We start from the raw sequence: 25,483 nt of genomic DNA, 5'->3' as shown, positions 1-25,483 counted from the left end.
TGTCCGATGGACGGGGTATCAACATATCTGGCGTTGACTTTTGGCACGCTGTTGAGTTCTCAAGGAACGGACGCTTCCTTCGTACTCACCCTCTCGGGCTTTCCTCCGGGCGCTTCCCTTCGGTGTTTCCGACTCTATCAGATCTTTTCCGACCCGATTTCCTCGGTGCTTTCCAGGTTCCCGCTCTCGCGTTTCCCTTTCCGGCGGTTCCGACTCTATCAGATCCTTTTCGGCCTGATCCCCGGTCAGCGGGGTTCGTCTTCCCGGCCGTTGGGCCGTTCCGACGTTTCAAACCTTAGCGGATCTTCTCGGCGATTCCCAATCGGGTCCCGAGGGGATCCGATCCGGATCGACGAGTCCCTTTCGAATTGAATTCGGGCGCGCCGAAAACAACCCGTTCGGGAGATCGTGCTGATGGTTTGGGATGCCGCTGGAGCGGCGGGAGGTGCTGCCGGAGAACCGTTACGGCTCCTCGACAACCCGAAGAACTTTACGGATCCGCGACGGGGCTGTCAAGCACCCCTTGTCAAGATCTTTTAGTCGAGGTCGCTGAGCCGTCCGCCGGCGTCCGGCTGGGCCTCCTCGACCCGGCGCAGGAGCCTGGTCAGCACCTCGCCGAGGACCGCGCGCTCCGCAGAGGAGAGGTCCTGGAGGAGGTCACCCTCGAACACCGTCGCCAGCCGCATGGCCTCCAGCCACTTCTCGCGGCCCTCGGGGGTCAGCTCGACGATGACCCGCACACGGTTGGACTCGTCGCGCTCCCGGGTGACCAGGCCCTCGGCGACCATGCGGTCGATGCGGTGGGTCATCGCGGCCGGGGTGAGGCCGAGGCGCTTGGCGAGTTCGCTCGGGCCCAGCCGGTAGGGGGCTCCCGAGAGGACCAGTGCCTTGAGGACCTCCCACTCGGCGTTGCTGATGCCGAGGGCGGAGGTCTGCCGGCCGTAGGCGACGTTCATCCGGCGGTTCAGGCGGGAGAGCGCCGAGACGATCTTCTCGACCTGGGGGTCGAGGTCCTGGAACTCGCGCTGGTAGGCAGCGATCTGCTCCTCGAGCGTCGGCTCGGTGTCGATGCCGTCGGTCTCGCCGATGCTGCCGGAGGTCTCGCCCATGTCCGCAGTATCGCACGAGGCCGCTCGCATTGAAGTCCTTCGGTGTATAGTCTTTAGGGTCGAACTTTAGCTTCGAAGTCTTCGCCTCTAAGTACCGAGGCACTCCGACCATCCGCACCACCACTGGAGAGAGGTGAACGTGACCAGGGCGATGGGCGCAGCGATGCGCCGGATCCACGTGGGCAACGCACTCAGCGCGTTCGGGCTCGGCTTCACCGTCCCCTACCTGTACGTCTATGTGGCGCAGGTGCGGGGCCTGGGAGCCATGACGGCGGGGCTCGTCCTCGCCGTCTTCGCCGTGGCCGCGCTGATCGTGCTGCCGTTCGCCGGCAGGGCGATCGTGCGGCGCGGCCCGCTGCCGGTCCTGCTCGCCGCCCTGGTCATGGCCGCGCTGGGTGCGCTGAGCCTGGGTCTGGCGGGTCATGCGTGGGCCGTCCTGCTGTCCGCGGGCGCCCTCGGGGCCGGGCAGGCCGTGATGCAGCCGGCGCTGGCGACCATGATCGTGGACTGCTCGACCGCGGAGACGCGGTCGCGGGCGTTCGCGATGCAGTTCTTCCTGCAGAACCTGGGGCTCGGGGTCGGTGGCCTCATAGGCGGTCACCTCGTCGACACCACGCGTGTCTCCTCCTTCACCCTGCTCTTCGCGATCGAGGCGGCGGTGTTCCTGCTGCTGGTGGTGGTGATGGCGACAGTGCGGATGCCGCGTGCGCCGCGCGTCGAGGAGGCGCCGACGGCGGCCGGGCGGTCGGCCCGGAGCAGCTGGAGGGAGCTGCTCGACAACCGTGCCATGGTGCGGCTGTGCGTGCTGGGCTTCGTGCTGTTCTTCGCCTGCTACGGCCAGTTCGAGTCGGGTCTGAGCGCCTACGGCGTGGAGGCCGCCGGGATATCGACGTCGGCGCTGGGGACGGCGCTGGCCGCGAACACGATGATGATCGTGGTGGCGCAGTTCGCCGTGCTGAGGTTCGTCGAGCGGCGCCGGCGGTCGCGGGTGATCGCGGCGGTGGGTGTGATCTGGGCGGTCGCATGGGGCGCGGCGGCGTACGCGGGGCTCGAGCACGGCAGCCAGGCGATGGCGACGGCCGCGTTCGTGTCGACGTACGCGCTGTTCGGTCTGGGCGAGGCGATGCTGTCCCCCACGCTCGCGCCGCTGGTGGCCGACCTGGCGCCGACGGGCATGGCGGGGCAGTACAACTCGGCGTTCGCCCTGGTGAAGCAGCTCGCGCTGGCGGTCGGGCCGGCGGTGGGCGGCCCGCTGGCCGCGTCGCTGCCGGGACCGTATGTGGTGACGTTCCTGGTGTTCTCGCTCGGGATCAGCGTCCTGGCGGTGCGGCTGGGGCGGGGGCTCACCGCCGCGCAGGACCATCCGTGGGGCGCGCGCAGCCGGGTGGTGGCGCGCGGTGGGGCGGCCGCTCCGGCGGTGACCGCGGAGGCGTGAGCTCCCGCGCCGACCACAGCAGCGGCCGTTGCCTTCGGGTGGCGGCCGCTCCGTCGCCTTCGCACGGGGGCCGCTACGGCTGCTTTCTCGGCAGGGTGAACTCGCACCACACCGTCTTTCCGCCGCCCGGGGTCCGGCGGGCGCCCCAGTTGGAGGCGATGGTCGCGACGATGGCGATGCCCCGGCCGGACTCGTCGACGGGTTCGGCGCGGCGGCGCCTGGGCAGGTGGTCGTCGCCGTCGGTCACCTCGACGATGAGGCGGCGGTCGGTGCGGCGCAGCCGCAGGCGCATGGGCGGTGTGCCGTGTTGCAGGGAGTTGGCGACGAGTTCGCTGGCCGCGAGGACGCCGAGGTCGTGCAGTTCGGGCGCGAAGCGCCAGCTGGTCAGGACGCCGGAGGCGAAGGCACGCGCGCGGGGGGCCGCTTCCACTCCGCCGAGGAGTTCCAGCGCGGCGTTGCGGAAGAGTTCGCTGTCCGGGCCGGTGCGGGCGGGGTGCTGGAGGACGAGGACGGCCACGTCGTCGTCGTGGTCGGCCTGCACACCGGCCGAGCGGACCAGGCGGTCGCAGACGACCTGGGGGGTGCCGGTGGCTCCGGCCAGGGCTCGCTCCAGGGAGGTGATGCCCTCGTCGAGGTCCTCGTCGCGGCGTTCGACCAAGCCGTCGGTGTAGAGCACCGCGGTGGCGCCGGGGCCGAGCGGGACCGATCCGGAGGAGTGCATCCAGCCGCCGGTGCCCAGCGGGGGGCCGGTGGGTTCGTCGGCGCGCAGCACGGTGCCGTTCTCGTCGCGGACCAGGATCGGCAGGTGGCCGGCGGAGGAGTACACCAGCCGGCCCTCGTTGGGGTCGTGGACGGCGTAGACGCAGGTCGCGATCTGGTTGGGGTCGATCTCGGCGGCGAGGCCGTCGAGGAGCTGGAGGACCTCGTGCGGCGGCAGGTCCATACGGGCGTAGGCGCGGACCGCGGTGCGCAGCTGGCCCATGACGGCGGCGGCCCGTACTCCGCGGCCCATGACGTCGCCGATGACGAGGGCGGTGCGTCCGCCGCCGAGGGTGATGACGTCGTACCAGTCGCCGCCGACGGCGGCTTCGGTGCCGCCGGGCTGGTAGGTGGCGGCGATGCGCAGGTCGTCGGGTTGTTCGAGGACCTGGGGGAGGAGGGAGCGCTGGAGGGTGACGGCGGTTTCGCGCTGGCGGCGTTCGCTGGCACGCAGGCGTTCGGCGGCTTCGGCGTGGTCGGTGACGTCGGTGGCGAAGACGAGGACTCCCGGACCGGCGGTGCGGGACCGGCTCTCCGCCTCGCTGACCGGGGTACAGGTGAAGGTGTAGGAGCGGCCGTCGGGTGCCTTGCGGGACTTGAGGGTGCGGGGTCTGCCGCTGCGCAGGACCTGGTCCAGGAGCGGGAGCAGGCCCAGGTCGCGCAGTTCGGGGAGGGCGTCGCGGGCGGGTTCGCCGAGGGGGCGGGCACCGAAGGCGGAGGTGTAGGCGTCGTTGACGTAGGCGATGCGGTGGTCGCCGCCGTGGACGAGGGCGACGAGGGCGGGCACGCGGTCGAGGACTTCACGGGCGGGGAGTTCGTCGACGGCGGGCACGGACGCTGTGTCGTCGGTCAGTTGTTCGACGCGGGCGGCGGGTACGGAGCCGTCGGACCGGTGGTCGGCGGTGGTGGTGGCGAGTTCGGTCCGCGCTGCGGCGCGGCGCTGTGTGCCGGGGATTCCGGGGAGCCGGGCGCTCCAGCGCGTGAAGTTCACGAATCCTTGCCTCGTGTCTGTCGTCTCAGGCCGGCTCCGGGCCCGGCGGGGGTGTGGGGCCGCGCGGCGGTGACCGCACGTGGTCGCTGCCCCGGGGGGTGCGGCACAGCGGAAGGCGTCCTCGGTTCATCGGGGGTGGAGGGTCGACCGCCTCCGGTCGTGGACCAGTCTGGCAGTGTGGCCGCCTCGCGCCGACATCCGTGGGACGCCCGGGCGTCCGGTGGAGTTCCTCGGTCCGGTCAGGACGACCCTTTCGGGTTGATGTTCGGGTCGAGAGGATGCTTTCCACCGGCGGCCAGTTCGAACTCCGCGCGGGGATGTTCCAGCGAACCGAGCGAGACGATCTCCCGTTTGAACAGTCCTGCCAGGGTCCACTCGGCGAGCACCCGGGCCTTGCGGTTGACGGTGGGCACCCGGCTGAGGTGGTAGGCGCGGTGCATGAACCAGGCGGGGTAGCCCCTCAGTTTGCGTCCGTAGACCTGGGCGACGCCCTTGTGCAGCCCGAGGGAGGCGACCGAGCCGACGTACTTGTGCGCGTACGTCTGAAGGGGTTCGCCGCGCAGGGAGTGCGCGATGTTGTCGCCGAGGAGCTTGGCCTGGCGCACGGCGTGCTGGGCGTTGGGGGCGGTGTCGGTGCCGGGTTCGGCGGCGGTGACGTCGGGGACGGCCGCTGCGTCGCCCGCGGCCCAGGCGTGCTCGACGCCGTCGACGGTCAGCTGCGGGGTGCACTTCAGCCTGCCGCGGGCGTCCAGCGGCAGGTCGGTGGCGGCCAGCAGGGGGTGCGGTTTGACGCCGGCGGTCCACACGACCGTACGGGTGGGGAAGCGCTGGCCGTCGCTGAGGACGGCCACGCGGTCGGCGCACGATTCCAGGCGGGTGCCGAGCAGCACCTGGATGTTGCGGCGGCGCAGCTGGGTGACCGTGTAGCGGCCCATCTCCTCGCCGACCTCGGGCAGGATGCGGTCCGAGGCCTCCACGAGGATCCACCGCATGTCCTCGGGTTTGACGTTGTGGTAGTAGCGGGCGGCGTAGCGGGCCATGTCCTCCAGCTCGCCGAGGGCCTCCACGCCGGCGTATCCGCCGCCGACGAACACGAAGGTGAGGGCGGCGTCGCGGACGGCGGGGTCGCGGGTGGAGGAGGCGATGTCCATCTGTTCGATGACGTGGTTGCGCAGTCCGATGGCCTCCTCGACGGTCTTGAAGCCGATGCCGTAGTCGACGAGGCCGGGGATGGGCAGGGTGCGTGAGACGGAACCGGGCGCGAGGACGAGTTCGTCGTACGTCAGCTGCTCGGTGCCGCCCCGCTCCTCGGTGGCGAGGGTGGTGAGGGTGGCGGTGCGGTGCGCGTGGTCGATGCCCTGGACCTCGCCGGCGACGATGCGGCACTGGTCGAGGACGCGGCGCAGCGGTACGACGACGTGCCGCGGGGAGATCGCGCCGGCGGCCGCCTCGGGAAGGAACGGCTGATACGTCATATAGGGGTCGGGCGTGACGACGGTGATCTCGGCCTCGCCCCGCCTGAGCTCCTGTTTCATCCGCTGCTGCAGGCGCAGGGCCGTGTACATCCCGACGTAGCCGCCGCCGACAACGAGAATGCGCGCACGTTCCTTCACCATCCCATGACGCACCCGTGACTGTCGTTTGTCCACAGCCTCGACGAATTGTGTGACCGCGGGCCGGGGCCGCGCGGGGGCGGCGAGATCACCGGAGTACGGGGAAGCCGTGCAGGTCAGACGGTATGGGGCGGGGCGTGGCGGGGAACGCAATCGGGACGTATGCGGCCCGTACTCCGATCGGGGGGCGCTCTGTGCGGAACCTGCCCCTTCTGAATTGACCCCCTCTCAACTATGTTCGTGTGTCGACGGGGTGTGGGGGATGTGGTCGAACGAGCCCGCGGGGCCTGCTCGGGTCCCGGCGAGCGGGGTCGGTCGTGCGTGATCCCTGTTCCGCACACCCCGGATTCAGCGGCGGGGAGTCTCCGGGGGGAGACGTCATTACCGGGGGATCACTCATGCACACTCAGGACACTCATTGGTCCACAGCGTCCGCCGTCGTACCCGGTGGCGGGGCGATGGGCGCGGCGGCGGGCAACGGACGCGGTGAGGACGGCCGGTCGATCCGGACGACACCTCTGCGCGTGGACGCACAGCGCAATCTCGAGCACGTACTGCGGGCGGCGCGCGAGGTCTTCGGCGAGCTGGGCTACGGCGCGCCGATGGAGGACGTGGCGCGGCGGGCGCGGGTCGGTGTGGGGACGGTGTACCGGCGGTTCCCGAGCAAGGACGTCCTGGTGCGGCGGATAGCCGAGGAGGAGACGGCCCGGCTGACCGACCAGGCGCGGGCCGCGCTCGGCCAGGAGGACGAGCCGTGGTCGGCGCTGTCGCGGTTCCTGCGCACGTCGGTGGCGTCGGGTGCCGGGCGGCTGCTGCCGCCGCAGGTGCTGCGGGTCGGGGTCGCCGAGGACCGTGCCGACGGGGCGTCGGCCGGGCCGGACGGGGCGCGGGTGCCGCAGCAGCGGATACAGCCGGGTCCGGGGGAGTTGCGGCTCGTGCCCGAGGGGGCCGGGGCGCTCGCACCGGACGCGGCGGACGACGACACCGGGGCGGCGGCGCTGCTGGAGGTCGTGGGCCGGCTGGTGGAGCGGGCACGCGCGGCGGGCGAGCTGCGGCCGGACGTGTCGGTCTCGGACGTGCTGCTGGTCATCGCGACGGCGGCGCCGTCGCTGCCGGACGCGGACCAGCAGGCGGCGGCCTCGGCGCGGCTGCTGGACATCCTGCTGGAGGGGTTGCGGTCGCGGCCGGCGTGAGCCGGGAGCGGTGCGCGGTGGAGCCATTCTGTGGTGGATGGACGGCTCGGTGGATCGGGGGAGCGTTCCCCGTGCGGGTGAATTCCAGTACTGCGTCGCGGCAACTCCCCACGGACGAGTGGAGGATCCTTCCTGCTGAGTCCTGACCCGATCGCCCTGTGGCAGTCTGACCGGGTGACGGGGACGGCTGGGCTGACGGCGGGGACTATCGGCGATGGGCACTGACGGGCGGGGGGCCTCACACGGTGACGGCGAGGCGGGCGCGGAAGGTTCACGCCCGCCGCAGGTGCCGCACCACGATCCTCCTCAGGTGCCGCACCAGGACCGGCCGCACGTACCGGAGCAGGACCGGTCGGGCGGTGCCCCGCGCGGTGGCACGGCCGCACCGATCGGCCCGCCGGACGGGGGTGCCGCACCGGCGTCCGGCACCGTCCCGGCCCAGCGCGAGTGGCACGAGGACGGGGTGCTGCCGCCTCCGCGCGAGGTGCCGCCGTCCGACGCCGAGCTGATCGGGTGGATGCGCGGCGGTGACGACACCGCGTACGAGGAGCTGTACCGGCGTCACGCCGATGCCGTGCGCCGCTATGCCCGCACCTGCTGCCGGGACGCCGACACCGCCGACGACCTCACCGCCGAGGTGTTCGCCCGCATGCTGCAAGCGGTGCGCGGCGGCTCCGGTCCCGAGCACGCCGTACGCGCCTATCTGCTCACCACGGTCCGGCGGGTCGCCGCGCACTGGACGAAGTCGGCCCGGCGCGAGCAACTGGTCGACGACTTCGCGGTGTTCGCCACGCAGGCCGCGCGCGCCTCCGAGGTGTCCGACGACGCGGCGTCCGTCGGTTCCTTCGGAGCGGGGCTGGAGCTGGGCGCCGATGTGCGTGCCATGCACGAGGCCGAGCAGTCCATGGCCATGCAGGCCTTCCGGTCGCTGCCCGAGCGGTGGCAGGCCGTGCTGTGGCACACCGAGGTCGAGGAGGAGTCACCCAGCGAGGTCGCACCCCTGTTCGGGCTGGACGCCAACGGCACGCGCGTCCTGGCCAGCCGGGCCCGCGAGGGCCTCAAGCAGGCCTACCTCCAGGCCCATGTGAGCTCCGCCCTGACCGAGGACGAGGAGTGCGCCCGCTACGCCGACCAACTCGGCGGCTACGCCCGCGGCAAGCTGCGCACCCGCGCCGAACGGGGCCTGCGCAAGCACCTGGAGGAGTGCGCCAAGTGCCGGCTGGCGGCCGTTCAGATCGAGGAGGTGGCGAGCGGCATCCCGGCGGTCGTCCCGGTCGCCGTCATCGGCTGGTTCGGCGCCGCCGGATACGCCAAGGCGCTGGGCCTCGTCGCGGGCGGTGCGGGTGCGGCCGGTGCCGCGGGCGCGGCGGGAGCCGCCGTGGCGGCGGGCGGCGGCTCGGCCGGGGGCGCGGCTGCCGGCGCGGGTGCGGGAGCGGCCGGCGCCGGAAGCGGGTCCAGCGGTGGGGCCGGGGGTGGCGCCGCGGCCTCCGAGGGGCTCGGCGCACCGGTGAAGGCCGGTATCGCGGCCGGTGTCGTCGCCGTGGCCGCCGCCGCGGTCGCCTTCGCGCTGGCCGGCCAGGACGCCCCGGCCAAGAAGCCCACGGCTGCTCCGCCCTCGTCGCCGGTCGTCAGGACACAGCCGCCGACACCCACCCCGCCGAAGCCGACGCCGACGCCGACGCCCCGGCCCAGGCCCCCGGTGCGCCCCACCGCGGTGCGTCCGGCCCCGACGCCGGCGCACACGCGGCCACCGTCCCCGGAGCCCACCCCCACGCCGCCGCCCTCGCCCCGGCCGTCCCCGACCCCCACGCCGACACCGACACCGACGCCTCCCCCGCCGCCCGCCCCGGCCGTCTACCAGTGGAACGAGCTGGACTACGACGTCACCGGTGACGGCACCGGCCCCGAGATGCGACTGGCCGGCAGCAGCTGGGTGTGGCAGCGCCACAGCCTGTCGATCGCCGGCAAGCGGTACACCCAGGGGGTGACCGTCCACGGCCGCTCCTCGGTCACCATCGACCTCAACCGCCCGTGCTCCGCCTACGACGCCCTGGTCGGCGTCGACGATCTGACCACCGGACTCGGCAAGGTCACTTTCTCCGTCTACGCCGACGGCGTCCGGCTGTGGAGTTCCAGGACGATCGCGGGCGGCGAACCGGCCGTCCCGGTCCATGTGAGCCTCGTCGGCCGTAGCACCGTACGGCTGGCCGTCGAGCCGCACCGCCCCTTCGACACCGTGACGCTCGCGGACTGGGCTCGGTCACGGTTCACCTGCGGATAGGCCCCGGTCACCGGCGCCCGCGGGGTGGGCACGTACCGCCTGTGCCAGTTCGGTCAGGACGTCGTCCACGGTGAGGGCGGCGCCGCGGGTGCGCTCGGCGGCGCAGCGGTCGGCGGTGAGGGCCGCGCGGGCCTCGGCCTCGATGCGCTCCGCCACCACGCGCTCCTGCACGGGACGGGTACGACCGCCGCGCCAGCGGTCGGCGGCGGCGAGCAGACGGACGGCGCGCGGCAGGTCACCGAGGCGGGCCAGCGGCTCGGCCGCCATGTCGACCAGCCCCGCCGTGACCACCTCCGAGCACCGCTGCTCGACGGCCGCGCGCAGCGCGTCGGCCAGCAGCGGCAGCCCGCGCTCGGGGCCGGACTCCGCGGCCGCGACGAGGGCACCGACCGCACCCAGCATCGCCTCGAACTGCGGCGGCGGGGTGCCGCGCCCGGTCTCCTCCCGGGCCACCTCCCACAGGGTGCGCGCACCCGCCACGTCGCCGTCGTCCAGGGCGATCTGCGCCCGCAGCAGCGCCACGAACGCCCGCGAGTCCGCCACCCTGTGCCGCTCGGCCGCCGCACCGGCCTCATCCAGGGTGCTCAGGGCACCGGCCCGGTCGCCCGAGCGGTAGGCGATCTCGGCGAGCCGTGCCAGAAGGAACGGCGACTCGGCGTGCGCGCCCACCTCGTGGGCGAGCCGCAGCGCCTCCTCGTACTCGCCGCGCGCCTCCTCGTATCTGCCGCGCGCCATGGCCGCCTCACCGGTCGCGCTGCACACCTGGGCCCACATCCAGCGGTCACCCACACGCCGGCTGAGCCGCCGCAGCTCCGCCAGGTCGTCGTCGACGCCGCGCAGGTTTCCCGGGGAGTCGACGACCATGTGGGTGCGGAACATGAGGGTGACACCGGTCTCCCAGTCCCCGCCATGCACACGGCAGTTGGCGACGGCCTTGTCCAGGGCGGGCCGGATGTCCTCCGGGGTGCTCACGTAGTAGACGGTCAGCGGCCAGATGATGCCGGGCATCCGGGCCGCCCGGGGACCGCCGGCCTCGAAGGCGGACCGTACGCGGGCGACGTACTGCTGGAAGCGCTCGCCGCGCACCTCGTCCGGCGACTGGGACTCGGCGATCAGGAACAGGTGCAGCATCCGCAGGTCCATGCGCAGGGCGTGCAGCGGATGGCCGGTCTCCCCGTCCGGGGCGTCGAGGAGGGCGTCCACGGGGTCGACGCCGGCGGCGAGGGCCGGGAGCCCGGGGCCGAGGGCTGGGCCGGCCGGGGCCTGTCCGTCCGGTGCGCCGGCCGAGCGGGCTCCGAGGGCGTCGGCGGCGTCGCGCGCGGCGCCCAGGCGCAGGACGCGCTGCGTCCACTCGACGGCCTCCCGGCGGTAGTTGCGCAGCCACCAGAACCAGCCCATGGCGAGGACGAGTGCGCCCGCCTCCTCCTCGTCGCCGGCCGCGAGGGTGCGGTCGAGGGCCGCGCGGATGTTGTCCAGCTCGGTCTCCAGGCGGGCGATCCAGGGCAGCTGGGCCGCCGACCGCAGCAGCGGTTCGGCCTCCTCGACGAGTGCGCGCACCCAGGCGCGGTGCCTGCGTTCGGCGGCGGCGCGCAGCCCGGGGACCTCTGCTGCGCGCTCGACGGCGTACTCGTGGATGGTCTCCAGCATCCGGTAGCGCATGCCGCCGTCGCCGTCGGCCGGTGTCGCCACGATCAGGGACTTGTCGACGAGCGCCCCGACGAGGTCCGCCACCGGGCCGGTGCACACGGCCTCGGCGGCGGCCAGGTCCCAGCCGCCGGCGAAGACGGACACCTCGCGCAGCGCCGTCCGCTCCCGCTCGTCGAGCAGGTCCCAGGACCAGTCGACGACGGCCCGCAGGGTCTGCTGGCGGGGCAGGACCGTGCGGCTGCCGGCGGTGAGCAGCCGGAAACGGTCGTCGAGCCGGTCGGCGATCTGCCGGGGGGTGAGCAGCCGCAGTCGTGCGGCGGCCAGCTCGATGGCCAGGGGCAGGCCGTCGAGGCGGCGGCAGATCTCCGCGACGGCCTCCTCGTCACCGAGCACGGCGTCACCGTCGGGGCGGACGGCGGCGGCACGCTCGGCGAAGAGTCGGTGCGCCTGGTCGGGGAGCAGCGGCTCGACCGGACGCACCAACTCGCCGGGCACCCCCAGGGGTTCACGGCTGGTCGCGAGGATCGTGAGCCCCGGGCAGCGGGTGAGGAGGGTCTCGGCGAGGCCGGCGGCGGCGCCGATGACATGTTCGCAGTTGTCAAGGATCAGGAGTTCCTCGCGCGGGGCGCAGTACTCGACGAGCAGGGCGACGGGATCGTCCTGGGGGGCCGTCAGCTCGTTGGTCATGAGCACGGTCTCCCGCAGACCGAGCGCGCTGACCACCGCGCCTGGCACCGCCTCCGGCCGGTCGAGCGGCGCCAGCTCGACCAGCCACGCCTGTGGCAGCCCGGCGGCGGCTTCCTCGGCGAGGCGGGTCTTCCCCGAGCCGCCCGATCCGGTGAGAGTGACCAGACGACCCCTGTGCATATCGGAACGGACGGCGGCGAGTTCGGGTTCCCGGCCCACGAAAGAGGTAAGACGCGGACGGATGTTGCCGGTGCGGTCGGGGCGCTGGGGTGTGCGGCGGACGGCGCCGGTGCGGGCGGGAAACGGTTCTGCGGCGGGTGCGGGCGCCGACGAGGGCGCGGGCGTCGGTGCCAGCGCTGATGCGGCTTCCGGTTCCGGCGAGGGTGAGGGTGAGAGTGAGGGCGCCGGTGCGGCGGCGAGTCCGGCTCGAGCCGCGGATGCCGCTCCGGCTGCGCTTGCGGGGCCGGCCGCGGATGCGGGGCCGGCCGCGGATGCGGGGTCGGCGGGCTCCGCCCTCGGGGCGAGCAGTTCGGCGTGCAGGGCGCGCAGTTCCGGGCCGGGGTCGGTGCCGAGGCCGTCGGCGAGGGCGCGGCGGAAGGTCTCGTAGGCGGCGAGGGCGTCGGCACCGCGACCGGTGTCGCGCAGCGCGCGGATGAGAAGGGCGTGCAGCGGTTCGTCGTACGGGTGCGCCGCGGTCAGCTCCTTCAGCTCCGGTACGACCTCGGGGGCACGGCCCAGCCGCAGCCTCGCGCCGGCGCGGGCGCGGACCGCCTCCAGCCGCAGGGCCTCGGGACGGGCGGCGGCGGCGCGGTCGGGCAGGTCGGCGAGGGCCGGGCCGCGCCACAGGGCGAGGGCGGCGTCCAGGGTGCGGGCCGCGGTGCCGGCAGCACCGTGGTGCAAGGCGGTGGTGCCGTCCCGTACGAGCCGCTCGAAGACGAAGAGGTCGACGTCCTCGCGTTCGGCCGCGAGCCGGTACCCACCCGCCTCGGAGCGGATCGTGTCCTTGCCGAGGGCGCGGCGCAGGCGGCCGACGAGGGCCTGGAGGGCGGCCGGGGCGTCCTGGGGCGGTTCTTCGCCCCACACCTCGTCGATCAGCGCCTCGGGGGCGGTGACCCGGCCGGGCCGCAGTGCGAGGGCGGTGAGCAGGGCGCGCAGGCGGGGACCACCGACCGGCACCACGGTGCCCTCGGGCATGCCGGTCTCTTCGAGCATGCCGGTCTCTTCGGGCATGCAGGTCTCTTCGGGCATGCCCGTGTCCCGGGCCAGAGACACGCCGGTGCCCTGATCGTCGTCCTCCGCCTGGGTGACGCCCAGGATTCTGTACCGCACCGGCTCATTGTCACCGGGCGCGGGGAGCGGGGCACGGAGTTTGTCGCCAGGGCGCCTCGGCCGCATCGCCCGTCGCCCTCAGCCCTCAGACGCCGGCCACCGGCCACCGACCAACGGCCGCCATCCGCCATCCGCCACCGGAAGCCGCTCGAGTCACAGGGAGGGGGGTCGGCGACCGCCGCGTCTCGTCATCCCCCGGACGCCAGCGCCCCCCGCTGCGGTGCGATCCCCGCGGGTACCGCGCGTGCGCGCGCGGGTGTGCCGGTCCAGCAGGTTCCCCGGCGGGCCAGCAGGCGCCCCAGCCACACCTCCAGGGACACCAGGTCGGCCAGCCCGTCCAGGGGCAGCGCCTCTCCCTCGGCGGCCGCCCGCAGGGCCTTGCGGACCACCCGCGCCTCCACCAGGCCGGCCTGCGCGAGCAGGGGGGTCGCGAACAGGGCCATCAGGTCGTCCACGGCCACGCGCAGGCCCGCGCGGGCCGCGACCGCCGACGGGGCGTGCGAAGGGGCTCCCCAGCCGGGGGGCAGCTCGCCCACTCCGGCGCCCTTCAGGACCGTACGGAGGATGGCCGCCCGCGCCCCCGGCCGCACCCGCAGTGCCTCCGGAAGGACGCGGCAGGCGCGGACCACCTGGTTGTCGAGGAACGGGGCGTGCAGCCGCTGGGAGCGGATCTCCGCGGCCTGCTCCAGGACCCGCAGGTCCGCGGCATGTCTGGCCAGGGCCGCACGCGCGCGATAGTCCCCCGGCCGCTGGCCCGGACCGACCGTCGAACGGCCCGTCGCGCCGTGCAGGCGAACCGATACTTCAGCCAGGGCCTCACCGGTCAGCCAGCGTGCCGCGGGCCCGGGTCTGGCCCAGGTGAGGGCGGCCAGCGAGGCCCCCACCGCGCCCGAGGGCTCGTCGAAGCGGCGGTGCAGCAGCCGCTCGGCGAGCGCCTCCAGGCCCGCGCGGTACGACGTCCGGGCCAGCCGCCGCGCCGCGCCGTACACGCGCGCGGGGACCAGCACCGACCCGTCGGCCTTGGCGAGCGCGGCGACGGGCCGGACCAGGTGACGCCGGCGGCGGTCCATCAGCAGGTCGGCCAGGCGCGCGGGATGGGCGTCGAGCACCTGCCGGGCGCCGTGGCCGGTGAAATGGTCCGCGCTGCCCGAGGCAAGGCGCGCGCGATGGCGCGCCGCCGTGACCAGTGACGGCCCGGGTTCGTCGGTCAGCGGCCCCTCCAGGTCGGCGTACGGGAGCGCCTCCTCGCCGCCCGTCACCACGACGTGGTGCAGCCGCGGATTGGCGGCGAGCGCCCCGGCCCGCTCCAGCTCGGCCTCCCGCCCGCCGACGGCGAGGTCGTTGAAGGTGACGGCGAGCAGGCGCTCGCCGGCGCCGGTGCCGTGACCCAGGAGCGTGCCGGGGTTGCCCGGCAGGCCCGCCGCCAGCAGCGCGAGCGTCCCCGAGGCCGGGCCGCCGGACAGGTCGGCGCCGATGCCCGGCACCGGCATGCCGCGGGCCGCGCGGCGCTCGGCGGGTCCCATGCCGGGCACCGGGCCGGGGTCGATCTCGGGCACATGACGGGGCGCGGACAGCCGGACGCGCACGGCCTCGACCAGGGCGTCGCGCACCGCGCCGACCGCGCTGTCGGGGTCGGCCGGGGGCGCCGCGACCGCGAGCGAGGCGACCGGCTCGTACCCGGCGACCTCGCGCGCCCCGGCCCGCAGGATCAGCGCGTGCCCCGGCGGAATGCGCCGTACGCCCTCGTACGGCGTGGAGTCGTGCAGCGCCGCCGGTACGTCGGGGGCGGCGAGCAGGGCGGCGAGATGCCCGAAGTCGAGGTTGGCCTCGACGAGGTCGGCCAGCGGCAGCGCGGCGGTCGCGTACGCCGTGCCGCCGGCCCAGGGGGTGTGGAAGACCGGGCGGGCGCCCGCGAGGTCGCCGCAGACGGTGATGCGGCGGCCCACCTGGACCACCGCGGTGTAGCTGCCGGGCCAGGCGGTCAGATGGCGCAGGGCGCCCCCGCGCGCGGCGAGCAGGCCGACCCGCAGCTGCTCGTCGGAGGCGCCGCAGATGCCGAGCACGGCGATCCTGGTCTGCGCGTCGACCCGCACCAGCCGGACCTCGTCCGGACGCCAGTCGCCGACCGCCCACAACGGGTCGGGATCGCCCCACAGGAGCTGGGAACCCACCGGGTGCACGGTCTCCCCGTCGTATCCGGTGGCACCCGCGGAGCCGATCCGGTCGGGGCCCGCGGCGGTGCTGCTCCAACCCACCAACCACCGCATCGACGCCTCCACGGACTGTGGACAACCAGTGCACCGAATGAACCGGGTCACCATGCTGCCACGAAGGAGGCGCGCCGGAGGGGAGGCGGAGCCGCCTTCGATCCGCGGTGCGCGCCCCCGCGCGCCTGCCGGGATGATGGCGAACGCCCGTACCGGGTACGGCCGCTGCGACCTGAATGCGCCCCCTGATGCGCTCCCCTCAACACCTCGTGCGCCGTCAAGTGCCGTGGTAGGAGGCGTAATTGGCGGCGGAAAGCGGGGTCGGTTTCAAGCCAAATCCTGGCCGGGGGCACGGGCGCGCGCACGCTCCGTACATGCTCTGCGCAGCACACGGACAACGCACGGTCCGGGAGGCGGAGTTCGCCTCCCGGACCGTTCCGCCGCCCGCGGGGATGAAGGCGGCGGTGTCCCCCAGCCCACTGGATCCAGTACAGCGGGCCGACCCACGCAAGGACCATGGAACCGCTCCCCCGTTGGCCGGAGAAGAGCGCACGGACGGGCGCACGGCCACACACCGGGGGCACGCCGCAACCGTCCGTGCAGGGCCCGTACTTCCGTACGGGCCACAATCCCGCCATCCGGAAGAATGCCCCTTAACGCTTGGGATGCGGCGAACTACGCTGGGTTTACGAATGCCGCGTGGTTATGCCAGCGCGGCGGCCGTCTGTGTCGAGGGGTGGCGCATGTCCAGGGAGCAACGCGGGCCGAACGAAAAGCTCGGCGCCGTTCTCGCCCTCGCGGGAATCAGCAACGCAGGACTCGCGCGACGCGTCAACGACCTTGGCGCACAACGCGGGTTGACTCTTCGCTACGACAAGACCTCGGTGGCGCGCTGGGTGTCGAAGGGAATGGTGCCGCAGGGAGCGGCGCCGCACCTCATCGCGGCCGCCATCGGCCAGAAGCTCGGCCGCCCGGTGCCGCTCCACGAGATCGGCCTGGCGGACGCGGATCCCGCACCCGAAGTGGGCCTCGCCTTCCCCAGGGACGTGGGCCAGGCGGTGAAGTCGGCCACGGAGCTGTACCGGCTCGACCTCGCCGGCCGCCGGGCCGGCGCCGGCGGCATCTGGCAGTCGCTCGCCGGATCGTTCGCGGTGACCGCGTACGCGACACCCGCCTCGCGGTGGCTGATAACCCCGGCCGACAGCTCGGTGGCGCGCGAGGCGGCGGGGGCGGAGGGCTCGGGCGCACCGATCAAAGTCGGCCACAGCGATGTGCGCAAGCTGCGGGAGGCCGCCGAGGACGCCAGGCGCTGGGACTCCAAGTACGGGGGCGGCGACTGGCGTTCGTCGATGGTGCCCGAGTGTTTACGGGTGGAGGCGGCACCGCTGCTGCTCGGCTCGTACTCCGACGAGGTCGGCCGCGCCCTGTTCGGCGCGTCCGCCGAACTGACCCGGCTGGCCGGGTGGATGGCCTTCGACACCGGACAGCAGGAGGCCGCGCAGCGGTACTACATCCAGGCGCTGCGCCTGGCCCGCGCGGCGGCCGACGTGCCGCTGGGGGGATACGTCCTGGCGTCCATGTCGTTGCAGGCGACCTACCGCGGCTTCGGCGACGAGGGCGTCGACCTGGCGCAGGCCGCCCTGGAGCGCAACCGCGGCCTGGCCACGGCCCGCACCATGAGCTTCTTCCGCCTCGTCGAGGCACGCGCCCACGCGCGCGCGGGAGACGCCCAGGCCGCCGGCGCGGCCCTGAAGGCGGCCGAGGGCTGGCTGGAGCGGTCCCGGGAGGGCGACAACGACCCGACCTGGCTCGGCTTCTACGGCTACGACCGGTTCGCCGCCGACGCCGCGGAGTGCTACCGCGACCTGAAGGCGCCCCGCCAGGTCCGCCGCTTCACCGAGCAGGCGCTGTCGAAGCCGACGGAGGAGTTCGTGCGCTCGCACGGCCTGCGGCTGGTCGTCTCCGCGGTCGCCGAACTGGAGTCGGGCAACCTGGACGCGGCCTGCGAGCAGGGCGTACGGGCCGTGGAGGTCGCCGGGCGCATCTCCTCGGCGCGCACCACCGAGTACGTCAAGGACCTCCTGCACCGGCTGGAGCCGTATGGCGACGAGCCCCGCGTGGCCGAGCTGCGGGAGCGGGCGCGGCCTCTGCTGATGGCCCCGGCCTGATGAGCCGCAGGGGACGGCCCCGGCCTGATGAGCCGGAAGGGGACGGCCCCGGCCGGGCCCGGGGGCCGATGACCCGGGCCTGAGCCGGAGGGGGGACGGGGCGTCCGGACCGGCTCCCGGTTTGAGGGCATTGTCAGTGGCGCAGTGCACTATCGGAACCGGGAGGTGGAGCGGGTGCGGCCGGACATCGCTTACGACTGTGACGTGCTGGTGATCGGAGGCGGGATCGTCGGCCTGGCGACGGCGTACGCGATCACACGCGCCGCGCCGGGCACCCGCGTGACCGTGCTGGAGCAGGAACCGGGCCCGGCCCGGCACCAGACGGGACGCAACAGCGGCGTGATCCACAGCGGCATCTACTACCGGCCGGGCTCCCTGAAGGCGCGGTACGCGGTGCGGGGCGCCGCCGAGATGGTCAAGTTCTGCGCGGAGTACGGCATCGCGCACGCCGTCACCGGCAAGCTGATCGTCGCCACGGAGCGGGAGGAGCTGCCGCGGCTGCACGCGCTGGTGCAGCGCGGCCGGGAGAACGGCATCCCGGTGCGCGAGCTGGGCGCGGCCCAGATCGGGGAGTACGAGCCGGAGGTGCGCGGACTGGCCGCGATCCACGTGGGGACGACGGGGATCTGCGACTACGTGGCGGTGGCGCGGCGGCTGGCGGACGCGTCCGGCGCGGAGATCCGCTACGGGGCGCGGGTCGTGCGGGTGGACCGGCGGCCCGAGCTGGGGGTGGCCGTCCGTACGGCGCGCGGGGACGTCGTACGCGCGCGCGTGCTGGTCAACTGCGCGGGGCTGCGGTGCGACGAGGTGGCCCGGCTGACCGGGGACGAGCCGGGCGTGCGGATCGTGCCGTTCCGGGGGGAGTACTACGAGCTGGCCCGCCCGGAACTGGTGCGCGGGCTGGTGTATCCGGTGCCGGACCCGGCGTTCCCGTTCCTCGGGGTGCATCTGACCCGGGGCATCGACGGGGGCGTCCACATCGGGCCGAACGCGGTGCCCGCGCTGGCCCGGGAGGGCTACGGCTGGGGGGTCGTACGCCCCCGGGAGCTGGCGGGGACGCTGAGCTGGCCCGGCGCGTGGCGGATGGCACGGCGGCACTGGCGGTACGGGGCCGGGGAACTGCGGCGGTCGCTGTCCAAGGCGGCGTTCACCGAGGCGGTGCGCAGGCTGCTGCCGGGCGTGGCGGAGGACGATCTCGTGCCGGCGGCCGCGGGCGTGCGGGCGCAGGCCGTCCTCCGGGACGGGACGCTGGTGGACGACTTCCTGATCCGGGAGGGGGCGCGGGCGGTGCACGTCCTCAACGCGCCTTCTCCGGCGGCGACGGCCTCGCTGCCGATCGGGCGGGAGGTGGCGAGGAGGGCGCTGGAGGTGCTGGCTTCGGTGAGGTGATGGCAGTGGTGGGTGAGGTGACGGCGGTGGTCGGTGAGGTGTTCGAGCGGACGGGCCGGTTCGAGCCGCCCTGCCCGTAAACTCGGTTTCACTGTGTCTGATGTGTCTGACTCCCTGAACCTGTCTCCAGCTCCCGGGACCCCGCACGCCCCCGGTGCGTCCGTTCGGCGTACCCGGGCCAAGGGGGAGCCGAGGTTTCCCGACGGGCCCAAGGCCGATCCGGCCGGGTCGCACTTCGAACGGCGGATCCGCAGCTTCCAGCCGCGGCGGAGCCGGGTGACCACCGGACAGGCGGAGGCCCTCCAGCGGCTGTGGCCCACCTGGGGGCTGGACATCGACGGGCAGCGGGTGCTCGACCTGGCCGAGCTGTTCGGCAACGCCCGCCCCGTCGTGCTGGAGATCGGGTTCGGGATGGGCGAGGCCACCGCCCGGATGGCCGCCGCGGACCCGGACACCAACGTGCTCGCCGTGGACGTGCACACCCCCGGCCAGGGCAACCTGCTGGCCCTCGCCGAGCGCCACGGGCTGACCAACGTCCGGGTCGGCAACGGCGACGCGATCATCCTGCTGCGCGAGATGCTCACCCCCGACTCCCTGGACGGGCTGCGCGTCTACTTCCCCGACCCCTGGCCCAAGAAGCGCCACCACAAGCGGCGGCTGATCCAGCCGGAGTTCCTGACGCTGGCCGCCGCCCGGCTCAGGCCCGGGGCGGTGCTGCACTGCGCGACCGACTGGGAGCCGTACGCGGAGCAGATGCTCGACGTGCTGACGGCGCACCCGGACTTCGAGAACACACAGCCCGACGGCGGCTTCGCGCCACGCCCCCACTTCCGGCCGCTGACCCGTTTCGAGGGCCAGGGACTGGACAAAGGACACGTGGTGAACGATCTTCTCTTCCGTCGCGTACAGCACGGTGTTCTCGGCTGACGAGCCTGTTCGCGTTCCCCGTTCGCAACGAGGCACCGTCGCGCGGCGGCGCCCTCCCTCGTTAGGGTCAATCACGTGGCCACCTGTCCTCCGTACCCGACGCAGCCCAGCGGCAGCGGCCCGGCCCCCGTCGGCGGCCGGCCGCCCCACGCGCACTGGTGGCAGCGACGGCGGGTGCGGTACGGCGCCCTCGCCGCCCTGCTCGCGCTGTCCGGGCTCGTCATCCTCGCCCTCGTCCGCCGGCAGACCGGCACCGAGGGGTTCCTGGTGGGGCTCGGGCTGGCGGTACTGCCCGTACCGCTGCTGGTGGCCGCCTTCCGCTGGCTGGACCGGGTCGATCCCGGCCCCTGGCGGAACATGGTCTTCGCCTTCGCCTGGGGCGCCTGCGCGGCGGCGCTGATAGCGATCGTCGCCAACAGTTTCGCCACCAAGTGGATAGCGACGGCGACCGCCGACCCGGCGAGCGCCGACACGCTCGGCGCGACCGTGATAGCACCGATCGTGGAGGAGTCCGCGAAGGCCGCCGCCGTACTGCTGGTCTTCCTCTTCCGCAGACGCGACTTCACCGGGATCGTCGACGGAGTGGTCATAGCCGGGGTGACCGCGACCGGCTTCGCGTTCACCGAGAACATCCTCTACCTGGGCACCGCCTTCGGCGCCGACCAGATGGCCGGCGGCCGGGGCATCGCCTCGGTCACCGCGGCGACCTTCTTCGTGCGCGTGGTCATGTCGCCGTTCGCGCACCCCCTGTTCACCGTGCTGACCGGCATCGGCTTCGGCATCGCCGCGACGCTCACCGGTGAGCGCCGACGCCTGCGGCGCCTGCTGCTGCCACCGGCCGGGCTGCTGCTCGCGATGGGCATGCACGCGTTCTGGAACGGCTCGTCCACCTTCGGCGAGTTCGGCTTCTTCGCGGTCTACGGCGCCTTCATGGTGCCCGCGTTCGGGCTGCTGACCTGGCTGGTCATCTGGACCCGGCAGCGCGAGCTGCGGGCCGTCCGCGAGGAGCTGCCCGCGTACGCCGCGGCCGGGTGGCTCACACCGGCCGAACCGTTCGCCCTGGGCTCGATGCGGGCCCGCCGGCTGGCCCGCGACTATGCCGGACACCACCTCGGCAAGCCGGCGGCCCGGACCGTCGCCCAGTACGAGGCGTACGCGACCTCGCTGGCCTTCCTGCGCCGCCGGGGGCGCCTCGGACGGGCCGGGGCGGACTTCGCGGTACGGGAGCGTGAGCTCCTCCACGAGATGTGGCGGCGACGCGAGGTGGCCCAGCCCGCGCTCGACCACGCGGCCCGGAGGACCGCCCCGCCGGTGCGGGTCGTCGCCCCGCCCTGGCCCGTGTACGGGGTGTACGGGCAGTCCCAGAGGTACCCGCACGCGGCGCACGCGCAGCCGCCCTGGCCCGGCGCGCAGGGGCCGGTCCTGCACGCGCCAGGCCCGCACGGGCCAGTCCCGCACGGGCCGGTCCTGCCGGGGGCCGGTTCGCCCGGGCCGGGGCACGGTACGGGTGCGCCCGGGCCGGGGCACGGGCCTGCCGGGCCGGTGGCGCCGTACCCCGCGTACGGCCCGTACAACCCCTACAGGACTCAGCCGTAGAACAGCCGTGGGGCGGCGGCGCCGGGCCGGAGGCTCAGGCCGACGCCCTGGTCAGCTGGGCGATCTCGTCGTCCGTCAGGCGCAGCTCCGCCACCCCCAGCAGCGCCGGGAGCTGTTCCACCGTCCGGGCCGAGGCGATCGGGGCGGCCACCGTCGGCTCGGCCGCGAGCCAGGCCAGGGCCACCGTGGCGACCTCGGCGTCATGGGCACGGGCGACCTCGTCGAGGGCGGCGAGCACCTTCCGGCCGCGCTCGGTCCCGAGGTGCTTGGCGGCGCCCTGCGCCCGCGCGCTGTCCACCGTCGCACCGGGCCGGTACTTGCCGGTCAGGAAGCCGGAGGCCAGCGCGAAGTACGGCACGGCGGCCAGGCCGTACTGCTCGGCGACGTCCCGCAGCGCGCCCTCGTAGGTGTCGCGCGAGACGAGGTTGTAGTGCGGCTGGAGCGCCACGTACCGGGCGAGGCCCTCGCGGTCGGAGAGGTCGAGGGAGGCCCGGAGCCGCTCGGCGGAGATGTTGGAGGCGGCGATGTACCGCACCTTGCCCGCCCTCACCAGCTCGTCGAGCGCGCCGATGATCTCCTCGACCGGCACCTCGGGCTTGTCGAAGTGGGTGTAGTACAGGTCGATGTGGTCGGTGCCCAGGCGCTTGAGGGAGGCGTCGGCCGCGGCCTTGATGTTCGCGGCGGACAGGCCCTGGAACTCCGGGTGCTGGCTGACCTTGGTCGCGATGACGACGTCGGAGCGGTTGCCGCGCTCCTTGATCCACTTGCCGATGATCGTCTCGGACTCGCCGCCCCGGTTGCCCTCGACCCACGCCGAGTAGGAGTCGGCGGTGTCGATGAAGTTGCCGCCGGCGGCCGCGTAGGCGTCCAGGACGGCGAAGGACTGCGTCTGGTCGGCGGTCCAGCCGAAGACGTTGCCGCCGAGGGCGAGCGGGAAGACCTCGAGGTCGGACGAGCCGAGCTTGCGTTGAGAAATCATGTAGATCATCAACGGCCGGGCCGGAAAGGCTCATTCCGCGCCTCGCCGGACCGGACCGCAAAGATCACGTAAACGGAGTTCGGGGCCAGGGGCCTCTCAGGGGTTGAGGCCCTTCTCCCGCAGCCACGCCATCGGGTCGATGCCGGTGGCCTGGCCGCCGGGGTGGACCTCCAGGTGCAGGTGGGGGCCGGTGACGTTGCCGGTGGCGCCCACGCGGCCGATGACGTCGCCCGTGTTCACCTTCTGACCGACCGAGACGCTGATCGACGACTGGTGGCAGAACCACAGCTCGGTGCCGTCGTCGAGGGTGAGGACCGTGCGGTATCCGTAGGACCCGGCCCAGCCGGCCTCGGTGACGGTGCCGCTGTGGATCGCCTTGATCAGGGTGCCGGTGGGCGCGGCGAAGTCGAGGCCGGTGTGGTAGCCGGAGGACCACATGGAGCCGGCCTGCCCGAAGGTGGAGGTGATGGTGTACGAGGAGGTCGGCAGCGTGTACTGCTTGGCCAGCGCCGCCAGCCGCTCCGCCTCGGCCTTCTTCCTGGCCTCCTCCTCCGCCTTCTGCTTCGCGGCGGCGGCCTTGGCCTCGGCCTCCTTCTGCGCCTTGGCGGCGGCCTCCTTGGCCTGCTCGACGGCGGCGGCCTCGGCGGCCTGCTGGGCCTTGGCCTCGACCTGGACCTGCTGCTGCTCGGCCTGGGCCATGATGCGGTTGCGCAGGGCCTCGCCCGCGTCCGAGGTGCCCTGTCCGGTCTCGGCGGAGCTCACGCCGACGTCGCTGAGCGCGGTCGCGGAGCCCTGGGGGGCGTCGTGGGCCGAGTCGTGGAACAGGGCGCCCACGGCGGGCAGGGACTCCACGGAGGGCAGGTCGGGCAGCGAGATGGAGACCGGTGGCTTGCCGGTGTTGGCGCTGGCCATGCCGCCCGCGCCGACGGCGGCTATGACGCCCACGCCGAGCACGGTGGAGCTGCGGGCGAGCCCGCCGCCGCGCTGCTTGGCCACGCGGTGCCGACCGCGCACCGGGCGGAGGGACTCCTCGGTGGGGTTCCACTCCTCCCAGGGGCCCTCGTCGGGCCGCCGACCGCCGTATCCGAAGGTCTCGGTGCGCTGGTTCGGCACGAACGGGGCTTCTGGTGCGGGCCGGTTGGACGCCACTCGGGCGTGCTCCTTTCCTTCCGTCTCGCCTACCGGGTTAGCTGACGGGTTCGGAGCGGGAAGGTCTCCTACGCGCGTCAACCAGCCGTGCCGTCACGGTGGATGACGCCCGATTCACCCCAAGTTGGTGGTTCCCCGGTTCCCTCGCGGGATTCGGCGCGTGCGCACGGAGCCGCCTTTGTGACGGCTGGGACGACCGCGCTGCGTTATCGAACGTTAATAGACGCGAGGGCTCGATTCCAAGCCGTCCGGCTTGATCCTTAAACCTTTTTGGCCAGGACTTTTGGCCCAGGAGCATAGAAAAACGGGCGAGTCGCCTGCGCCACAGGAGTCACACAGATTTTGATGGTGTCTCAGATGTTATGCGGAGGGGCATCGTCCGCTCACTCGGTGTGATGGTCGTCGACGTGACGCGACGCATACGCGATCGACGCGGACTCCCCGAGGAATCCGGGGCCGGAAACGCGCGCGGGTGAAAACACTCAGGGCCGGAATCCATGATCGGATTCCGGCCCTGAGCCTTCAGTAGCGGGGACAGGATTTGAACCTGCGACCTCTGGGTTATGAGCCCAGCGAGCTACCGAGCTGCTCCACCCCGCGTCGGTATGACACCAGTGTACGCCATCCACGGGGCCGCTCGCGCACCCCTTTGCCCGGCCCTTCGTCCGGCCCTCGTCAGCGCCTCTCCTCCGCCCTGGTCAGGGCCTCGCCTCCCAGGTGCCGGTTGGGCTCCTGGGCCGGGCCCTCGAACTCGGGCAGTACGACGACGTCCGCCCCCGCGCCCAGGAGCACCGCGGCCCCGTTGGCGGCCTCGACGAACGTGTCCGGTTCCCGCCAGGCCGTGACCACCCGTCGTACCCCCGCGTCCAGAATCAGCCGGGCGCACGGGCGCGGCCGGGAGGCGCGTCGGGCGCACGGTTCCAGGCTGCTGTACACCGTGGCGTCCGGCAGCCGCGGATCCACCGGATCGACCTTGGCCAGCGCCGCCTCCTCCGCGTGCACGACCGGATCGCCGCCCTCCCGCGAGTGACCCCGGGCGAGCTCGGTGCCGTCGGCGGCGACCACGACCGCGCCCACGCTGAACGCGGTCCGCGACGGCGGGCACTGTGCCGCCAGCTCGCACGCGATCCTGAGCCAGTGCCGGTCCGCGGGAGCGGCCTCGGCCCCGGTGCCGGGCGCGGTCGGCTCGTAGCGCATGAGGACGACGTCCCCGATGGCCCGCGTCTCCACCAGCCGCAGCCGCCCGCCCTGGTACGCGCCGGGGCCGAACAACCGAGGCGCCCGCGGGTCCCCGACGAACAGCGGGGCCAGGACGAGCTGCACCTCGTCGGCCAGCTGCCGCTGGAGCAGCTGGGTGTGCACCGTCCCGCCGCCCTCGACCATCAGCCGGCGCACCCCGCGCACGTCGTGCAGGTGTTCCAGCAGCAGCCGCCAGTCGAGCACGTCCCCCAGGGCCACGATGTCGACGGCATGGGCGGCTCGGGCGGCGACGCCGGCCTCGCGCAGCCGCTGGGCGCCCTTGTCGGTCGTGTAGACGATCTTCTCCCCGCCCGTGTGCCAGAAGCGTGCGTCCGGGTCCAGCTCTCCGGAGGCGCTGACCGTGACCTTCAGCGGGTACTCCGGCTGCCCGGCGGCGACTCGGGCGGCACGCCGCTCGGGCGAGTTGACCAGCAGCCGCGGGTTGTCGGCACGCAGGGTGCCGGCCCCGACCAGGATCGCGTCGACCGACGCCCGTACCTCGTCGACCCGGTCGAAGTCGGCGGGGCTGGACAGCAGGAGGCGATCGGGGCCGGTGTCGTCCAGGTAGCCGTCCAGGGAGACGGCGGCGGACAACAGCACGTACGGAAGGGGCATCGGCGCACTCTCTCTCGGAGACCGGCAGTCTCACACGACCGACTCGGAGACCGGCACTCTCACACGACCGACTCGGGGACGGGCAGTCACCTACGACCGGCCGGCACCCGTCGCCGAGAAGGCGTCAGGGTGCGGCTGCCAGAGCTGAGATCACACGGGCACATCCGCTC

At 73.6% G+C, this 25,483-nt stretch carries 15 protein-coding genes, 1 tRNA gene and 1 riboswitch; of the genes, 7 read left to right on the top strand and 9 right to left on the bottom strand.

What is annotated here, in order from left to right; all coding sequences use genetic code 11:
• Positions 1–536 precede the first annotated feature (536 nt).
• Positions 537–1,088, bottom strand: coding sequence for a MarR family transcriptional regulator (locus tag ABZ484_RS13165; protein WP_358865968.1), 552 nt, complete (start codon positions 1,086–1,088; stop codon positions 537–539).
• Positions 1,089–1,260: 172 nt separating this feature from the next.
• On the opposite strand from ABZ484_RS13165, the gene ABZ484_RS13160 reads away from it, so the two are divergent.
• Positions 1,261–2,544: an MFS transporter gene (locus tag ABZ484_RS13160; protein ID WP_358865967.1), complete on the top strand. Its 1,284-nt coding sequence runs from the start codon at positions 1,261–1,263 to the stop codon at positions 2,542–2,544.
• Between the two features lie 73 nt (positions 2,545–2,617).
• On the opposite strand, the gene ABZ484_RS13155 is transcribed toward ABZ484_RS13160, so the two are convergent.
• Positions 2,618–4,294, bottom strand: coding sequence for a SpoIIE family protein phosphatase (locus ABZ484_RS13155; protein ID WP_358865959.1), 1,677 nt, complete (start codon positions 4,292–4,294; stop codon positions 2,618–2,620).
• Between the two features lie 239 nt (positions 4,295–4,533).
• Positions 4,534–5,910: an NAD(P)/FAD-dependent oxidoreductase gene (locus tag ABZ484_RS13150; RefSeq protein ID WP_358865958.1), complete on the bottom strand. Its 1,377-nt coding sequence runs from the start codon at positions 5,908–5,910 to the stop codon at positions 4,534–4,536.
• Between the two features lie 395 nt (positions 5,911–6,305).
• Here ABZ484_RS13150 and ABZ484_RS13145 point away from each other — a divergent pair, with 395 nt between their 5' ends.
• A complete protein-coding gene (locus tag ABZ484_RS13145) occupies positions 6,306–7,100 on the top strand; it encodes a helix-turn-helix domain-containing protein (RefSeq protein WP_358865957.1) in 795 nt (264 codons plus the stop codon).
• A gap of 214 nt (positions 7,101–7,314) precedes the next feature.
• Complete coding sequence (locus ABZ484_RS13140) at positions 7,315–9,381, top strand: sigma-70 family RNA polymerase sigma factor (RefSeq protein WP_358865956.1); 2,067 nt, start codon at positions 7,315–7,317, stop codon at positions 9,379–9,381.
• Here ABZ484_RS13140 and ABZ484_RS13135 read toward each other — a convergent pair.
• Together ABZ484_RS13135 and ABZ484_RS13130 are read right to left on the bottom strand one after the other, a co-directional pair.
• Entirely contained in the window at positions 9,361–12,927 is a 3,567-nt protein-coding gene (locus ABZ484_RS13135; RefSeq protein WP_358865966.1) for a BTAD domain-containing putative transcriptional regulator, read from the bottom strand. The genes ABZ484_RS13140 and ABZ484_RS13135 overlap by 21 nt on opposite strands.
• 305 nt (positions 12,928–13,232) lie before the next feature.
• Positions 13,233–15,311, bottom strand: coding sequence for an asparagine synthase-related protein (locus tag ABZ484_RS13130; RefSeq protein WP_358865955.1), 2,079 nt, complete (start codon positions 15,309–15,311; stop codon positions 13,233–13,235).
• Positions 15,312–15,994: 683 nt separating this feature from the next.
• On the opposite strand from ABZ484_RS13130, the gene ABZ484_RS13125 reads away from it, so the two are divergent.
• The 4 genes from ABZ484_RS13125 (at position 15,995) to ABZ484_RS13110 (ending at position 21,331) form a co-directional block, all read left to right on the top strand.
• Entirely contained in the window at positions 15,995–17,419 is a 1,425-nt protein-coding gene (locus ABZ484_RS13125; protein WP_358865954.1) for an MFS transporter, read from the top strand.
• A gap of 144 nt (positions 17,420–17,563) precedes the next feature.
• Positions 17,564–18,808, top strand: coding sequence for an L-2-hydroxyglutarate oxidase (gene lhgO, locus ABZ484_RS13120; RefSeq protein WP_358865953.1), 1,245 nt, complete (start codon positions 17,564–17,566; stop codon positions 18,806–18,808).
• 120 nt (positions 18,809–18,928) lie between these two features.
• Complete coding sequence (gene trmB / locus ABZ484_RS13115; RefSeq protein ID WP_358865965.1) at positions 18,929–19,735, top strand: tRNA (guanosine(46)-N7)-methyltransferase TrmB; 807 nt, start codon at positions 18,929–18,931, stop codon at positions 19,733–19,735.
• Between the two features lie 75 nt (positions 19,736–19,810).
• Positions 19,811–21,331, top strand: coding sequence for a PrsW family intramembrane metalloprotease (locus ABZ484_RS13110; protein ID WP_358865952.1), 1,521 nt, complete (start codon positions 19,811–19,813; stop codon positions 21,329–21,331).
• 34 nt (positions 21,332–21,365) lie between these two features.
• Here the strand turns inward: ABZ484_RS13110 and ABZ484_RS13105 are convergent, their stop codons facing one another.
• The 4 genes from ABZ484_RS13105 to ABZ484_RS13090 form a co-directional block, all read right to left on the bottom strand.
• Entirely contained in the window at positions 21,366–22,310 is a 945-nt protein-coding gene (locus tag ABZ484_RS13105) for an aldo/keto reductase (RefSeq protein ID WP_358865951.1), read from the bottom strand.
• 96 nt (positions 22,311–22,406) lie between these two features.
• Positions 22,407–23,459, bottom strand: coding sequence for a M23 family metallopeptidase (locus tag ABZ484_RS13100; RefSeq protein ID WP_358865950.1), 1,053 nt, complete (start codon positions 23,457–23,459; stop codon positions 22,407–22,409).
• Between the two features lie 11 nt (positions 23,460–23,470).
• Positions 23,471–23,628: riboswitch (cyclic di-AMP (ydaO/yuaA leader) on the bottom strand.
• Between the two features lie 357 nt (positions 23,629–23,985).
• Positions 23,986–24,059, bottom strand: a tRNA-Met gene (locus ABZ484_RS13095).
• A gap of 75 nt (positions 24,060–24,134) precedes the next feature.
• Positions 24,135–25,313 (bottom strand): dihydrofolate reductase family protein, encoded by a 1,179-nt coding sequence (locus ABZ484_RS13090; RefSeq protein ID WP_358865949.1) that lies wholly within the window; start codon positions 25,311–25,313, stop codon positions 24,135–24,137.
• Positions 25,314–25,483: the final 170 nt, after the last annotated feature.

It is taken from the genome of Streptomyces sp. NPDC006393 (genome assembly GCF_040628575.1).
Classification (GTDB): domain Bacteria; phylum Actinomycetota; class Actinomycetes; order Streptomycetales; family Streptomycetaceae; genus Streptomyces.
This window is presented reverse-complemented; position numbering and strand designations above follow the sequence as displayed.